The sequence below is a fragment of the Marinobacter nauticus genome (assembly GCF_003634635.1).
In the GTDB taxonomy this organism is placed as follows: Bacteria; Pseudomonadota; Gammaproteobacteria; order Pseudomonadales; family Oleiphilaceae; genus Marinobacter; species Marinobacter nauticus.
In genome coordinates this window covers 908,107-922,878 of record NZ_RBJB01000002.1, presented here as the reverse complement: position 1 = coordinate 922,878, position 14,772 = coordinate 908,107, and the positions used below count along the sequence as shown (strand labels likewise).

13 protein-coding genes are annotated in these 14,772 nt (G+C 57.6%); 10 read left to right on the top strand and 3 right to left on the bottom strand.

Annotation, left to right across the window (positions count from 1 at the left end; genetic code table 11):
* Nucleotides 1-67: 67 nt before the first annotated feature.
* From can to C7436_RS04505, 4 genes are all read left to right on the top strand, one after another.
* A complete protein-coding gene (can, locus tag C7436_RS04515) occupies nt 68-745 on the top strand; it encodes a carbonate dehydratase (RefSeq protein ID WP_011785417.1) in 678 nt (225 codons plus the stop codon).
* 126 nt (nt 746-871) lie between these two features.
* Complete coding sequence (locus C7436_RS18795; protein ID WP_170155411.1) at nt 872-1,045, top strand: hypothetical protein; 174 nt, start codon at nt 872-874, stop codon at nt 1,043-1,045.
* 133 nt (nt 1,046-1,178) lie between these two features.
* Nucleotides 1,179-2,234, top strand: coding sequence for a class I SAM-dependent methyltransferase (locus tag C7436_RS04510; RefSeq protein WP_121206840.1), 1,056 nt, complete (start codon nt 1,179-1,181; stop codon nt 2,232-2,234).
* Nucleotides 2,235-2,429: 195 nt separating this feature from the next.
* Entirely contained in the window at nt 2,430-3,569 is a 1,140-nt protein-coding gene (locus C7436_RS04505; protein WP_121206839.1) for a class I SAM-dependent methyltransferase, read from the top strand.
* A gap of 3 nt (nt 3,570-3,572) precedes the next feature.
* On the opposite strand, the gene C7436_RS04500 is transcribed toward C7436_RS04505, so the two are convergent.
* Nucleotides 3,573-4,190 carry a riboflavin synthase subunit alpha gene (locus C7436_RS04500; protein ID WP_121206838.1) on the bottom strand — a complete coding sequence of 206 codons (618 nt, stop codon included), beginning with the start codon at nt 4,188-4,190 and terminating at the stop codon, nt 3,573-3,575.
* Between the two features lie 157 nt (nt 4,191-4,347).
* On the opposite strand from C7436_RS04500, the gene C7436_RS04495 reads away from it, so the two are divergent.
* Genes C7436_RS04495 through C7436_RS04475 form a run of 5 tightly spaced genes read left to right on the top strand, consistent with a single transcriptional unit; the run spans nt 4,348 to nt 8,588 of the window.
* The gene (locus tag C7436_RS04495) at nt 4,348-5,241 is read left to right on the top strand and encodes a hypothetical protein (RefSeq protein ID WP_014421074.1); all 894 of its coding nucleotides are present in this window, start codon (nt 4,348-4,350) and stop codon (nt 5,239-5,241) included.
* 60 nt (nt 5,242-5,301) lie between these two features.
* Nucleotides 5,302-5,979, top strand: coding sequence for a TetR/AcrR family transcriptional regulator (locus C7436_RS04490; protein ID WP_011785412.1), 678 nt, complete (start codon nt 5,302-5,304; stop codon nt 5,977-5,979).
* A gap of 58 nt (nt 5,980-6,037) precedes the next feature.
* Entirely contained in the window at nt 6,038-6,538 is a 501-nt protein-coding gene (locus tag C7436_RS04485; protein ID WP_022991585.1) for a L,D-transpeptidase, read from the top strand.
* A 23-nt stretch (nt 6,539-6,561) separates the two neighbouring features.
* The gene (locus C7436_RS04480; RefSeq protein WP_014421076.1) at nt 6,562-7,803 is read left to right on the top strand and encodes a mechanosensitive ion channel family protein; all 1,242 of its coding nucleotides are present in this window, start codon (nt 6,562-6,564) and stop codon (nt 7,801-7,803) included.
* The gene (locus tag C7436_RS04475) at nt 7,800-8,588 is read left to right on the top strand and encodes an S-methyl-5'-thioinosine phosphorylase (RefSeq protein WP_023009890.1); all 789 of its coding nucleotides are present in this window, start codon (nt 7,800-7,802) and stop codon (nt 8,586-8,588) included. The genes C7436_RS04480 and C7436_RS04475 overlap by 4 nt, the downstream gene beginning before the upstream one ends.
* Here the strand turns inward: C7436_RS04475 and C7436_RS04470 are convergent.
* Nucleotides 8,569-9,363 (bottom strand): CsiV family protein, encoded by a 795-nt coding sequence (locus C7436_RS04470; protein WP_121206837.1) that lies wholly within the window; start codon nt 9,361-9,363, stop codon nt 8,569-8,571. The genes C7436_RS04475 and C7436_RS04470 overlap by 20 nt on opposite strands.
* A 29-nt stretch (nt 9,364-9,392) precedes the next feature.
* Nucleotides 9,393-12,914, bottom strand: a complete 3,522-nt coding sequence (gene mfd, locus C7436_RS04465; RefSeq protein WP_121206836.1) for a transcription-repair coupling factor — start codon at nt 12,912-12,914, stop codon at nt 9,393-9,395.
* A 171-nt stretch (nt 12,915-13,085) separates the two neighbouring features.
* Between mfd and C7436_RS04460 the strand changes: the two genes are divergently transcribed.
* The gene (locus tag C7436_RS04460) at nt 13,086-14,555 is read left to right on the top strand and encodes a glyceraldehyde-3-phosphate dehydrogenase (protein WP_121206835.1); all 1,470 of its coding nucleotides are present in this window, start codon (nt 13,086-13,088) and stop codon (nt 14,553-14,555) included.
* Nucleotides 14,556-14,772 lie beyond the last annotated feature (217 nt).

Here is a 14,772-nt window from a genome sequence, read left to right as displayed (position 1 = left end):
TATTGCGTTATGTCGTTGATTCCCGTTCAATCCCGCAGCGGGAATCAATGGCAGGAGCAACAAGATAATGGCACCACTGAAACATCTACTGGACAAGAACCGGGCCTGGGCCAATGGCATCAAGTCGGTGGACCCGAAGTTCTTTGACCGGCTCTCGAACCAGCAGGCACCGGAGTACCTGTGGATCGGCTGTGCCGACAGTCGGGTACCTGCGAACCAGATTGTGGACTTGCTCCCCGGTGAACTTTTCGTGCACAGAAACGTGGCCAACGTGGTTGTACATACAGATTTCAACTGCCTGTCGGTGCTCCAGTTCGCCATCGAAGTGTTAAAGGTCAAACACGTATTGGTGGTGGGGCATTACGGTTGTGGTGGCGTGCGCGCGGCATTGCTGAACGAAGGTTTTGGCCTGATTTCAAATTGGCTCCGCCATGTTCAGGACGTGCGTGACCGTCACCAGTCCGTACTGGACGCCATTCCCAATGTGCAGGACCGGGTAGACCGCCTGTGTGAGCTGAACGTGGTAGAGCAGGTAGGGCATGTGTGCCAGAACAACATCGTTCAGGAAGCCTGGCGTCGCGGCCAGCCATTGACCGTGCACGGTTTCGTTTACGACGTGGCCGACGGTCTGTTGAGGGATATGGGGCTCTCGATCGCCAGTGAGGCAGACCGGGAAACGATTCGTCAGTCCAGTCTGGATGAGCTGATCGAACGACCGGTTCGCTCCGGCCGCCAAAAAATATAATGCGAAGATTGTCAAAAACTGTCAAAAAATCGTGATGCTCGTCACTTCCTGACCCGTGGCGTCATCACAGTAGTGACCTTCTGCGTCTGTTACAGTAGCAACTGTAAGCAGTAAGGGAGGTAAACCATGAAAGAACTGATGCAGAAAGCCCTGCAGGCACTGGGAACCCGCAGAAACGAAAGTTCTGCCATGGATAGCGCAAGGGCTGAGGCCAAGCGCACCGAAGCACGCACCCCGGAAGAATGGGGAATGTCACCTGAAGACGCCCTGCGTGTGGGTACGGTTGCACGTTACAAATAATATCTGGCTCTTCCCGGGCGGCCCCAGAGGCCGACCCCGATAGCGATAGCCCCGACTGATGCCACAGGGCAGACTCGGGGCTTTTTTCCGGTTAGCATACGCGGCTCATGATTCTGGCAATGGTCCGCTACCCATGTCTGCACTGCCCAATACCCACGAAGTTCTGCTCCGCAATGCGCATCTGTTGAATGGACGCCCAGCGCTGTTAGGCGTCTCGGATGCATCGCTTTTGCCCCGATGCCCGGTTCCCGGTATCGCGATGACCGAGCACGCCGGTCTTTGGCAAATCCTGTCCCATGACACTGACTGGGCTGGCTGTTTTGGTTACGAGCCAGATCGGCAGCAGCAGGGCTCTTGCGATACCGTGGTGGTATTTTTGCCTAAAGCCCGGGCTGAGTGTGAGCTCCGCCTGGCTTTGGCTCGTTACCTCGGCAAACCAGGTGCGGCACTGGTGGTTATTGGCGAGAAGAAGGAAGGCATTGCCGGTGCCATAAAGCAGTTTTCTGTCGTTGCCGGGGAGGTTGTAAAGGTTGACAGCGCCCGCCATTGCCAGGTCTGGTGCGGCAGAAATACCCAACCCCTGACCAAATTCCGGTTGACTGACTGGCTCAGCTGGACGGAGCTTTCCTGCGCTGGCGTGGCGCTCTCTGTTGCCGGTTTGCCAGGCGTTTTCAGCCTGGGTCGACTGGACGATGGCACCCGGATGTTGTTGGAAACCCTTGCTGAGTCACCCCTGGGTGTCGATCGCGTGCTCGATTTCGCTTGCGGTGCAGGCGTTATCGGATCCTGGTTGCATGGTTTTCATCAGTTGGCGGGGAAGAAGCCGATTCGAGTAGATGGGACCGATGTTCAGGCGCAGGCCGTGTTCTGTGCCCGGGAAAGTTACCGTAAGGCAGGAGTAAACGGTGAGATTTTTGCCGCCGATGGCCTGGCAGCCGTTCAAGGCAAATGGCCGGCCGTGATCAGCAACCCGCCTTTCCACACCGGTGTAAAAACCGATACCTCCATGACCGAGCAGTTCCTGGCCCAGGTGGCCGCGCATCTCGCGCACGGCGGCGAGCTGAGGCTGGTGGCCAACAGTTTTCTGCCGTATGAAGCCCTGATTCGACAACACATCGGCCCGGTTGAGAAACTTGCGCAGGACCGGCGGTTTACCGTTTACCGGGCATTTCGGAAAAAGTCGGGCTGAAAAACAGACAGAAAAAAGCCCCTGGGGTAAGGGGCAAAAGATCTTGTCCGGAAAAATGCGACCGGCCAGCCTGGTCAGGGCTGGGGCATGACCGGAAAGGGTGTTCGGCGTGAACACCCCTAACTTAGGTTTAATTTCTAGAATAAACAGCCTAAAAGTGTTTATTTTCCCGAAAGCTGCCAACGGAAGCCCAAAATGACAACTGCCAGACTCCAGACACCTGCCGGTGACCTCCGCCTGATCCGGCCTGGCGGAACGGCTGGGCTGCGCGCCTGGGACGCTGCCGACGAGTTGTTGTTGTCGGCTGCGGAGCCTTATCTGGCAGACGGTTTGCGCGTGCTGGTGGTTGACGACCAGTTTGGTGCGCTGACCCTCGGGCTTGCCTGCTATCAGCCGCAGACAGTTGCCGACAGCGCGACGCTCGCCCACTCCCTGTTGACGAACGCTTCGCTCAATCCGGCGTTGCCCGACTGCCCCGCGGTTTTGAACTGGCGTCGGCCACCCTCAGGGCCCTTTGATCTGGTGCTGCTCCGTATTCCCCGTCAGGCCGGTTATCTGGCCTGGTTGTTACGGTGGCTCAACAGCGTGCTGGCGGAAGACGGACGCATACTGGCGGGCGGTATGATCAAGCATCTGCCCGATCGTAGTGTTGATGTGTTCGCCAGTGCGGTGGTTACCGAACAGGTGTTGCCTGCCCGCAAAAAGGCGCGGGTAGTGGTGTGTCGTGGTGGCTCGGCCACATTGCCGGAATGGCAGGAGCAATGGCGCGGCTACCCGGTGGCAGGATTGCCCGGGCCGGTTGAGGCACTGCCCGCAGTGTTTGCCAGAGAAAAGCTGGATATTGGCACGCGGGAGTTGTTACCGCTGATTCCTCAGGCGGTTAGTCGAGTGCCCCCGGCCGGGCGGATTCTGGATCTGGCGTGTGGAAACGGCGTGCTCGGGTTGTCTGCGCTTGCCGGCAGACCGGGTGCCGAAGTGCATTTCAGTGACGTGTCCAGCCAGGCCATTGCCAGTGTTGAGCATAACCTGAGCAGGTACGAGGGCGGCGATTGCGTACGCTTATGGCATCAGGACGGCATTGCAGATGATTTGCCTGACTATCAGCTTATTCTACTGAACCCACCCTTCCATGAGGGTGGCGTGGTGGGCGATCACATCGCACTGAGACTGTTCAGGGATGCCGCCCGGCATCTGGCGCCGGGCGGCCGCGTATTGATGGTGGGCAATCGCCACCTGGGGTATCACCGTTCCCTGAAACAATACTTCAGCAGCGTTGAACAGAGAGCTGCAAGCCCGAAATTCGTGGTGTTCGAAGCCCGGAATGGCGCGGTGTGAGTCTCAGGCCGTCGCCGGGCGATCGTAGCCGAGGCGCGCGAGGGTATCCACGATGGTCTGGGTTTGACTATCAATCTCGATGTTGACCTTTTGCCCCTTAGTGGCCTTCCCGAACGTGGTGGCACGCAGGGTCTCCGGGATAAGGTGGACGTTGAAGCGGTTACCTTCCACCTCGCCAATGGTCAGGCTGGCGCCATTGATGGCAATGTAGCCTTTGGGGAAGATGTACTTCGCCCAGGTTTCCGGTAGTTCGAACCATAGGGTCACGTTGTTTTCCGGCCGCAGAATATCGACGATGGTTGCGGTAGTGTGGATATGGCCACTGAGCAGATGGCCGCCGATTTCATCGCCGATTCGGGCGGCGCGCTCGAAGTTGATTTCGTCGCCGGGTTTCAGGTCGCCGAGGGTGGTCAGGCGCAGGGTTTCCTGCATGGCGTCGAAGTACAGCCGTTGGCCTTCCTGGCGGGTAACCGTCAGGCAGGTGCCGTTGATGGCAACCGAGGCACCGATGGTTACGCCCTGAACCCGATCTTCCGGGAAATCGATCAAAAAGGTACTCAGGCCCGGCGCCGCGATCACGTTTTCGACCCGTGCAATGCCCTGAACGATACCGGTAAACATACATAATCTCCTGAAACCCGTTGATTGGCGCAAGCATACCGGTGCCTGTCAGTGTTGCCAAGAAGCCAGCAAGCCGCGTATGCCGGCAAAGCCGACATTCAAGAATTATTCGTAAAGGTCGATACTTGCATAAAGAACCTGAAGAACAGTGACCTCAATGGCGGAAAATACAGCAGTAGACAAGACAGATCCGGCCAACGCATCCGGAGCGGTGCTTCGCCCCGGCCGGGCCGCTGATCCGGTGCCGGCGACACCGGAATCCGCCCTCAATGCGGCGCAAAGAACCGCTGCCCTGCAGGCTGATGATGACCAGGGCCAGAATACTGAATCCGGCAGCGAGCGGCCCGAGGCGCAGGAATCGCAGGATCGGACTGCCGAGACCGGGTCGGAGAACCCGGATATCGAGCAGGCGCTGGCGGAGTCACGGCAGCGCAAGCTGCGTCTTATGCTACGGCAGTGTGACCGGGTCCTGCTGATGGACTTCAACTTGCTGGCTATGTCGGACTGGCCGGATAACTATCAGATGGCAGCTGCGCGGCGTAGCCGGGACCTCTGGATCTTCAGTGCCCTTTTGGCTGCGACGTTTTTCCTCAGTGGTTTGACCGGTTTTGTGCCGGCCTGGGTAGCCGGTGGCGGTTTTGGCGCTTTCGTGATTATTCTGTTGCTGGGAGTGCCGTTTATCCGTCGGATTTACACGTCCAGCCCCTCCTATATGGATTTGATCATTCGCCGTCAGCGCATGCTTCGGGATGCCCGCAAACATGCGGCCCACCTGGAGGGAAAGGACGGGCTGATATGGCAGTGTGCGCGTATGGCAGAGTACAACCCGACACTGCGTCATACCCGCTTCAGTGAATTGCTCAGACTGTCTGAGCAACGGGTGTTGCCGCGTTATCTTACCCGGCGGGAACATGTTCGGCTGTATCTTATCTATCTGCTGGAAGCCGAGAAAGCCTATGGCAAAGTCCAGCAAGCGTTTTTCGACGGCAATCAGGACGCGATAGACCGGGGTTGGCAGGCAGTGGCGGCGGTTCCTGAAGACCGAGCTTGACATGACAGACCTTCAAACGTATGTTTCAAACAGACGTTTGCTAGAGGCTCTGACAACAAAATGGCGCAGTCTGATACCGTTGACCGCATTCTTGACGCTGCCGAAGAGCTGTTTGCCGAGCGTGGGTTCTCGGAAACATCGCTTCGTATGATTACCAGTAAGGCTAAGGTAAATCTGGCCGCTGTCAATTATCACTTTGGGTCTAAGAATGCCCTGATCCACGCCGTGTTCGCCCGGTTCCTGACGCCGTTTTCGGCCACCCTGGATACCGCCTTTGATGAACTCGAAGAGCGTTGTGATGGCCAGCCGCCCACGCTGAACCAAACCCTGTGGGCGCTTACGGAAAGTGCCGTGCGCATGCCTCAGCGTAATGAGAAAGGCATATCCATCTTCATGCGCCTGCTCGGTCTTGCCTATACCCAGTCTCAGGGCCACCTGCGTAAATTTCTCGAACAGGAATACAGTGAGCCCTTTGGTCGTTTCATGCGCTTGCTCAAAGAGGCCACGCCTGAGTTGTCCTCGGTTGATCGCTATTGGCGCATCCAGTTCATGCTGGGAGCGACGGCCTTCACCATGTCCAGCAGTGATGCCCTGATTGATATTCTCGAAAACAAGCTGGGCGTTGAAACCACGGTTCAGGAAATTGCCGCACGCCTGGTGCCGTTCCTGGCCGCAGGCATGAAGGCGCCAGACAAAATGCTGGTGCCGCCTACCGCTTCAGGCGTTTCGGTTGCCTGAACTCCCCCGCCTCGGGTAGTCTTCCCTCTGGTTCGCAGCCGGAGGGAAGTCGCTACCAATGCCCGATAACAAGCCCCCCGGGGTTACCCTGTCCATTGATATCGCCAATCAGTTCCTGACACTGGCTACTCAATCGGGTGATATCATTGCCCGCTACCCGGTATCCACTGGCCTGAATGGCCCCGGCCAGGCCGACGGCAGTGGCTGTACCCCTGTTGGCAAGCATTATGTCCGCGCCCGAATCGGGGCAGGGCAGCCATTAAATACGGTGTATCGCGGGCGCCGTCCCACTGGCGAGATCTACAGCCAGAGTCTGGCATCAGCGAATCCGGGGCGCGACTGGATTCTTACCCGTATACTCTGGCTTTGTGGCTGTGAATGGGGGCGAAACCGTGGGCCGGGGGTAGACACCTTTCGTCGTTTTATCTATATCCACGGCACGCCGGACAGTGAACCTATGGGGGTTGCCAGATCCCATGGCTGCATCCGGATGCGCAATACCGATATTGTTGAGCTTTTTGACCGGGTTCCAGCGGGGACCCCGGTCAGTATCTATTAACCCGCATAATTCAGAGGGACAGGATGATTGGCGAAGTTTTGGGTGTACTGAATGGCTGGATAGAGCAGTTCGGGTTGCTGTCTGAGGGTTGGCGGGCCGGTGTGCTCGTCTTCCTGCTCGTGCTGGGTACGGCGGCGGTTGCCTACATTGCCAGTCATGTGATTTCTGCGCTGGAGCGCAAATTCGCCAGCACTCATAACCTGTGGGACGATGCTATTCTGCACGCGGTCCGTCGGCCTGTCGTGGCTTTCGTATGGCTCCAGGGGGTGTATTGGGCTGCCGAAGTGGCACACCATTTTTCCGAGGCTGAGGTCTTCAAGGCCAACGGAACGTTGCTTCAGATCGGTTTTGTCTGGGTGGTGGTCTGGTTTTTTATCCGGCTGATCAAACAGTTCGAGAACATCCTCACCTCTCCGATCAAGATGCGCAAGCCGATGGATTACACCACGGTCAATGCCATCAGCAAGCTGTCGCGAGCGGTCGTGATTATTACCGCCGCGCTGACCGCCCTGCAAACCCTGGGCTTCAGTATTTCAGGCGTGCTGGCATTTGGTGGTGTCGGGGGCATCGCGGTTGGTTTTGCCGCGAAAGATCTCCTGGCGAACTTTTTCGGTGGGTTCATTATCCATTTGGACCGTCCGTTCAAGGTGGGGGATTGGGTTCGATCCCCGGATCGGAGCATTGAGGGTACGGTTGAGCATATCGGATGGCGACTGACCACCATTCGCACCTTCGACAAGCGCCCGCTTTATGTCCCCAATGCGGCGTTTACCACTATTGCAGTGGAAAACCCATCACGTATGACCAATCGCCGGATCTACGAGACCATCGGCATTCGCTATGCCGATGTGCATTCCATGAAAACCATCGTGGACGAAATCCGGGAGATGCTGAAGAATCATGAAGAGATTGATGCCAACGAGACCTTGATCGTTAATTTTCTGGCATTCAATTCATCGTCACTGGATATCATGGTGTACACCTTTACCAAAACCACCCAGTGGGTGCGTTTCCATGAGGTGAAGGAAGATGTGTTACTGAAAATCAGTGACATCATCGAAAACCATGGTGCCGAGGTGGCCTTCCCGACGCGCACGCTGCATCTGCCGGATGGGGTGCGGGTAGACGGGCGTGATTCCTCAAAACGTGAGGACTCAAACGACAAGTCCTCGGACAAGGATGCTGATTCCGGAAAATCCGGAAAAAACATCGATCATGATGGCGGTTACGGTGAAGCCGATTCAGATTCCGGAGACGGGGAATGACAGTAACGAATGACAATGTACCGGTAGGCATTATCGGTGGTACGGGGCTGACCAGCCTGAGCAATATCCAGATCACCGGAGAAGAGACAGTGACAACTGCGTGGGGTGAGCCCTCCTCCACGCTGGTGCGGGGGCAACTGGGTGATCAGCCTGTTATCTTTCTGGCGCGTCATGGTAACCCGCACCGCATTCCGCCCCATCAGGTCAATTACCGGGCCAACATTCAGGCGTTGCATGATGCCGGCGCTCGGGTGCTGGTGGGTGTAAACGCGGTTGGTGGCATACATGCCAATATGGGGCCGGCCCACATCGTGATCCCGGATCAACTGATCGACTACACCTGGGGCCGGGCCAGCACTTTCTTCGAAGGCGAGCTGGAGGAAGTTACACACATTGATTTTACCTGGCCCTACGATCAGGAAGCGCGTCAGGTGTTGATTGATGCTGCTCGCGCGGCGTCGCTGTCATTTTCCGGGTTTGGCGTCTATGGCGCGACGCAGGGGCCCAGGCTGGAGACGGCGGCGGAAATCCGCAGGATGGAGCGGGATGGCTGTGACATCGTTGGTATGACCGGCATGCCCGAGGCAGTGCTGGCGGCAGAGCTGGGCTTGCGGTACGTCAGCCTCGGGCTGGTGGTGAACTGGGCTGCGGGTAAAACCGACCACATTATTACCATGGCCGAGATTGAAGAAGCGATTGCCCAGGGCATGTCCGGCGTTCGGCAGATTCTGGAGCGTTCAATGGCAAGTCTGGGGCAGCTTGCGCTTACCCCTCAATCTTCTTGAAGAAAACCAGGACGCCGACGGTGGGGGAGTCGATGAAGTGGATTTCCTCACTGCGCATCCGCCGCGTTTCACGAATCCAGGTCACCAGTTCTACTGGTGCCGGACGAAGTTGGTAAGCGGTACCGGTGCCTTCTGATGCTGAACCACCGGTTTCGCTATCACGTGTATTGCCAGAGTCCTGATTGGAAAACTCCGCAACCGCTTCGGTCTGAGGCTGTGTTTCAGGCTCTGCCGGCACAGCCTCGGGATCGTCGCTGACGGCCCAGTGGTTAAGCTGCACATTAACGTGCAGGTAGCGTTGGCGGTCAATGGTGATCTGGCCTTCCACCGCTCGTTGGCCAGACTCGGCCAGCCAGTCACCGATTGCGACACGTAGAGGTTCGCCCTTGTAGTCGGGCGGAAAAGCTTCATACCAGCCGGCACTCGCCAGTACCCGGTAGTTACCACTTCGCTCAAGCCGGTTGGCCGCCTCGCCCAGGTGCAGTTGGTTGCGGGGTACCAGGTTGAGTTCGGTTACCCGCTCCCCGGATTCCTGCTCCACCCAAAGGGTTTTGCCGGCCTCTTCGACAGGTTCCACCGACTTGTTCGCCATCTGCTCTTCAATGCCGGCCGGGTCCACCAGACGCTGTAAAATCACCAGCTCTGCCCGGTAGTAGTCGTTCGGGACATTGCCTGAAGCGCCCTGGGCCCAAAGGGTAGCCGGTGTGAATGCAACTGAGGCGAACAGCGCCGCACTGGCCAGGGTTTGCCGGGAGCATAAAATGTGAGCTTGCAAGGGCGTTACTCCACCTGAATCCTTTTTTATCACGATGCCTTTGCCGGGGCCTTGTCGGGCGCCAGTTCTTCGAGCATCGCTGCGATGGCGTCGAGTTTACCATCGGTTGAGTCATCATTCAGCCGGAAGCGAAAGCTGTTGGCGCCTTCGAGCCGGTATCGATCCGGAGCGGATTGCACTTTTTTAACCAGTTCGAGAGGGTCGACCGGTGTCGTTGCCCCGAACTCAAGCCGCACCCATTCCTTACCGGCATCCACTTTCACGATGCCCAGAGTCTCTGCCTGCAAACGTAGCTGTGCCTGGCGCATGAGGTTCTTGGCCGGGGCTGGTAATAATCCGAAGCGGTCAATCATCTCAACCTGAAGTTCTTTTAATGCCTCACGATCCTTCACGCTGGCAATGCGCTTGTACAGCATCAGGCGGTTGTGGACATCTGGCAGGTAGTCGTCCGGAATCAGGGCCGGAATGCGCAGGTTCATCTCGGTGCCGTGGCTGAGAGGCAATTCGGCGTTGGGCGTGCGGCCGTCGCGAATCGCTTTTACGGCTTCGTCCAGCAGCTGCATGTAGAGGGTAAAGCCGATGCTTTCGATCTGACCGCTCTGTTCTTCACCCAGCAGCTCGCCAGCGCCCCGGATTTCCAGATCGTGGGTGGCCAGCATGAAGCCGGCGCCCAGGTCCTGGGATTCGGAAATCGCATCCAGCCGCTTCCTGGCATCGGCGGAAATGGCCTTTGGCGGTGGTGTCAGCAGATAGGCGTACGCCTGGTGATGAGACCTGCCCACGCGACCCCGAAGCTGGTGCAGCTGCGCCAGGCCAAATTTGTCTGCCCGTTCAATAATAATGGTGTTGGCGCTGGGGATGTCGATGCCGGTTTCCACAATAGTGGTGCACACCAGTACGTTGAAACGCTTGTGGTAGAAATCCGACATGATCTGTTCCAGCTGGCGCTCGCGCATCTGACCATGCGCCACACCCACCCGCGCCTCGGGAATCAGCTTGCGCAGATCTTCCGCGGTTTTCTCGATGGTGGCGACATCGTTGTGCAGGAAATAGACCTGACCGCCCCGCAGAATTTCCCGCAGAATAGCTTCTTTCACCATGGCCTCGTCGCGCTGGCGCACAAACGTTTTCACCGACAGCCGGCGGGCTGGTGGGGTGGCGATAATGGAAAGGTCGCGCAGATGGCCCATGGCCATGTTCAGGGTTCTGGGAATCGGTGTGGCGGTGAGGGTCAGCATATCCACCTCGGCCCGCAGGGATTTCAGTTTTTCCTTCTGCTGAACGCCAAACCGGTGTTCTTCGTCGATAATCACCAGACCCAGATTCTTGAAGTTGATATCGCCTTGCAGAAGCTTATGGGTGCCAATGACGATATCTGCCTTGCCTTCCTCTATGGCAGTGATGGCCTTGCTGGTCTGGCTGCCGCTGCGGAAGCGACTCAGAAGCTCTACAGTTACCGGCGTATCCGAGAACCGGTCACGGAACGACTCGTAATGTTGCTGGGCCAGAAGAGTAGTGGGTACCAGCACGGCCACCTGTTTGCCAGACCAGGTGGCCAGAAAAGCCGCGCGCATGGCGACTTCGGTTTTACCGAAGCCGACATCGCCGCATACCAGTCGGTCCATCGGGCGTTCGCTGGTCATATCCTCGAACACCGATTCGATGGCCACCTGTTGGTCCGGCGTCTCCTCGAAAGGGAATCCGGCAGCAAAGGCCCGATAGGCCTCTTTCGGGTCTTCAAACTGGAAGCCTTTCCGGGCTTCCCGGCGGGCGTAAACATCCAGCAGTTCTGCGGCGGTGTCGCGGATCTTTTCCAGCGCTTTTTGCTTGGCGTTGCTCCAGCGCTCCGTTCCGAGCTTGTGGAGCGGTGCGTGTTCCTCATCGGTGCCGGCGTAACGGGAAATCAGGTGCAGGCTGGACACCGGTACATAGAGTTTGGAGCCGCCGGCGTATTCCAGGGTCAGAAATTCGTCGGATTGGCCGCCGGCGGTGAGTGTCTCCAGCCCCTTGTAGCGGCCCACGCCATGGTCGATATGCACGACCGGTGCGCCAATTCTCAGTTCAGACAGGTCCCGGTAGCCGGCATCGTCGGTTTCGGTTGGTTTCTGGCGCCGGCGACGCTGCAGCACCCGCTCGCCAAACAACGCCGTTTCGGTAATCAGTGCCAGATTCTGGCCGGGCAACACCATGCCCTGTTCCAGTGGGGCAATGGTGATGGCCAGAGTGGTGTTCTCGTTTTCGAGGAATTCCGACCAGCTCTGCACGGTTGCCAGCTTGAGCTTGTGATCGGCCAGGTTGTCGATCAGCGCCTCCCGGCGCCCGGACGATTCAGCACAGATCAGGATGCGCCCGTGGAACTCCTGGATGAACCGTTTGAGGCGCCCTGCCGGATCAGCGGCGCGCCCGTCCATGGCGACATCCGGGAGAGATTCGGTACCGCAGTTGCTGGCACCCGCGCCGTCTTCGGGCTGACTGCTGCAGGTAATGCGCGGGTAGTGTTTGAGTTGCCCGAACACTTCATCCGGCTGCAGAAATAGCTCGGTGGGGGGCAGAATAGGGCGCAGTCGATCGTGGCGGCGGTCTTCGTAACGGGCCCGGGTTTCCGCATCAAAGGCATTGACGGCATCATTGAGACCGTTGGCGGTGAATACCAGGGTGCTGCCCGGCAGATAATCAAACAGCGTGGCGGTTTCATCGAAAAACAGTGGAAGATAGTACTCAATGCCAGGCGGTGTGATGCCGTGGGTAACATCCTGGTAAACGGGCGCGTCTTTGTCGGCATTGGGGAAATATTCAAACCAGCGATTGCGAAAGCCTGAGCGGGCTTCCTTGTGCCAGGGAAATTCGTTGGCTGGCAGAAGTTCGATGCGTTCGGTTTTATCGATGGATCTCTGGGTTTCCGGGTCAAAGGTCCGGAGGGTTTCGATTTCGTCATCGAAAAGATCAATGCGGTAGGGCAGGTTAGAGCCCATGGGGTAAATGTCGAGGATGGCCCCCCGTACCGCATACTCGCCATGTTCATACACGTTGTCAGTATGATGATAACCGGCTGCCTCGAGTTGCATTCGCCAGCTGTCGATATCCAGGGTCTGGCCCACTTCCAGCAGCAGGGTATTGCCCTGCAGATAGCTCGGGGGGGCAAGCCGGTGCATCAGCGTGCGCGCCGGAACTACCAGAATGCCGTGGCGTGTGCCGGGTAACCGGTGCAGGGAGCGAATCCGCCTCGAGGTAATGTCCTGGTGTGGCGAAAACAGATCGTAGGGCAGTGTTTCCCAGTCGGGGAGCGACAAAAGCTCAATGCCATCGGAGGAAACGGTAGCGCCGTCTTCATCCGTGGGCAGCCCCAGGAAAAACCGGATGGATTGCTCCAGCTGGATGGCTTCGCTGGTGCTTTGGGTTATGACCAGCGTGAGACCCTTGTGGGCGCGGGCGCTCTCGCAGATGGCCAGGGCGTCGGCACAGCCATTCAGTTGCCCCCATTTTCTGTGGTCGGCAGCCTTTTCAGGGGCAGCGGGGGCGATAAGCGGGGCGTGGGCCTGGCCTTTGGTCATGGGGCAAGCGTTCTCCTGAATAAATGCATCATTTGCCGGGGCGGCGCTATTCTATCGCCCGGTTGTGACAGTGTCATGGTCGGGGCAGACAAACGGCTATTTGCCGTATCGCCTTTTAAGTTGGATAATGTGCGCCCCAAATTATTTCCAGTGCTATACGAGGTTCCAACCGTGAGTCACGAACAGATCAACCAGCACCTGTCCAACTGGACTGACCGGGAGTCTACCGCAGAAGCGATGATCCCGTTGATCGGCCGCCTGTACCGTAAAAACAACGTTGTTACGTCCGTATACGGCCGTGCGATCATCAACCAGTCTGTTATCGATATCATCCGCGCCCATCGTTTTGTGCGTCAGGTTGAGGACAGCGAGCTGTCTGTTCACGACACGCTGCCCATTCTCGAGGCGATGGACAAGCTGGAGCTTGGCCGCGCTCACGTGGATATTGGCAAGCTGGCCGTCAAATTCAAGGCAGAGGGCGGTGACCTCACCGAGTTCCTGAAAAAGGAAATCGGCCCGGTGGTTGGCAAGTACGCCGAAGAGGCGGCCAAGGATGCCAAGGAAGAAACGAAGGATGTGGTGCTTTACGGCTTTGGCCGGATCGGCCGACTGCTGGCGCGGATCCTGGTTGAAAAGGCCGGTGGCGGCAACAACCTGCGCCTGCGTGCGATCGTTGTTCGCCAGGGTGGTGCTGACAACGATCTGGAAAAGCGTGCCAGCCTGCTGCGTCGTGACTCCGTGCATGGTCCTTTCGATGGCACCATCACGGTTGATGCCGAGAACTCTGCGCTGATCGCCAACGGCAACTTTATCAAGGTGATCTATTCTGATGACCCGGACAAGGTGGACTACACCGAGTACGGCATCAACAACGCCATCGTGGTCGACAACACCGGTAAGTGGCGGGATGAAGCGGGCCTTGGCCTGCATCTGAAGTCCAAGGGTGTCAGTCGAGTGATTCTGACTGCGCCGGGCAAGGGCGACATCAAGAACATCGTTTATGGCATCAACAACGACTGGATCACCGACGAAGACAAGATCCTGTCTGCTGCTTCCTGTACCACCAACGCCATCACTCCGGTACTGAAGGCCATCAATGACGAGTACGGTATTGAGGATGGCCACGTTGAAACCGTTCACTCCTACACCAACGACCAGAACCTGATCGACAACTACCACAAGGGCAGTCGTCGTGGCCGCAGCGCCCCGTTGAACATGGTTATTACCGAAACCGGCGCGGCCAAAGCCGTTGCCAAAGCACTGCCGGAGCTGAAAGGCAAGCTGAGCGGTAATGCTATCCGGGTGCCGACACCGAACGTGTCCATGGCGATCCTGAATCTGAACCTGAAAAGCGATGTGGATGCCGAGCAGGTAAACGAATATCTGCGTGATATGGCGCTTCACTCCGAGCTGCAGAAACAGATCGACTTCGTGAACTCTCCGGAAGTGGTTTCCACCGATTTCGTGGGCTCCCGTCATGCCGGTATCGTCGATGCCCAGGCTACCATCGCCAATGGCAAGCGTTTGATCCTGTACGTGTGGTACGACAACGAATTCGGCTACAGCGCCCAGGTTGTGCGTTGTGTGAACCAGATGGCCGGCGTAACCTATCCGATCTTCCCGAAGCGCGCTCGCGACTAAAGTCGTAGGCCGGTCTCGGCAGTTGATTGGCAGAAAGCCCCGGTAGCGCCAGCTGCCGGGGTTTTTTGTTACTTTGGCCGTACAAAACCATTTTTGTTACCGGTGGAAATAGGTTTCCTTAATCTCTATAATTGGCGCGATTTTGGGTATGTCTGGCACCCCGTTTCTCATCTTTTCCTGCGTCAAATGGCAAACAGCAGCAACTGCTATGGCATTT

What these genes read in the sequence shown, in the direction of transcription:
- can (WP_011785417.1), top strand. Translation starts at nt 68, where the DNA reads ATGGCACCACTGAAACATCTACTGGACAAGAACCGGGCCTGGGCCAAT.
- C7436_RS18795 (WP_170155411.1), top strand. Translation starts at nt 872, where the DNA reads ATGAAAGAACTGATGCAGAAAGCCCTGCAGGCACTGGGAACCCGCAGA.
- C7436_RS04510 (WP_121206840.1), top strand. Translation starts at nt 1,179, where the DNA reads ATGTCTGCACTGCCCAATACCCACGAAGTTCTGCTCCGCAATGCGCAT.
- C7436_RS04505 (WP_121206839.1), top strand. Translation starts at nt 2,430, where the DNA reads ATGACAACTGCCAGACTCCAGACACCTGCCGGTGACCTCCGCCTGATC.
- C7436_RS04500 (WP_121206838.1), bottom strand. Translation starts at nt 4,190, where the DNA reads ATGTTTACCGGTATCGTTCAGGGCATTGCACGGGTCGAAAACGTGATC.
- C7436_RS04495 (WP_014421074.1), top strand. Translation starts at nt 4,348, where the DNA reads ATGGCGGAAAATACAGCAGTAGACAAGACAGATCCGGCCAACGCATCC.
- C7436_RS04490 (WP_011785412.1), top strand. Translation starts at nt 5,302, where the DNA reads ATGGCGCAGTCTGATACCGTTGACCGCATTCTTGACGCTGCCGAAGAG.
- C7436_RS04485 (WP_022991585.1), top strand. Translation starts at nt 6,038, where the DNA reads ATGCCCGATAACAAGCCCCCCGGGGTTACCCTGTCCATTGATATCGCC.
- C7436_RS04480 (WP_014421076.1), top strand. Translation starts at nt 6,562, where the DNA reads ATGATTGGCGAAGTTTTGGGTGTACTGAATGGCTGGATAGAGCAGTTC.
- C7436_RS04475 (WP_023009890.1), top strand. Translation starts at nt 7,800, where the DNA reads ATGACAGTAACGAATGACAATGTACCGGTAGGCATTATCGGTGGTACG.
- mfd (WP_121206836.1), bottom strand. Translation starts at nt 12,914, where the DNA reads ATGACCAAAGGCCAGGCCCACGCCCCGCTTATCGCCCCCGCTGCCCCT.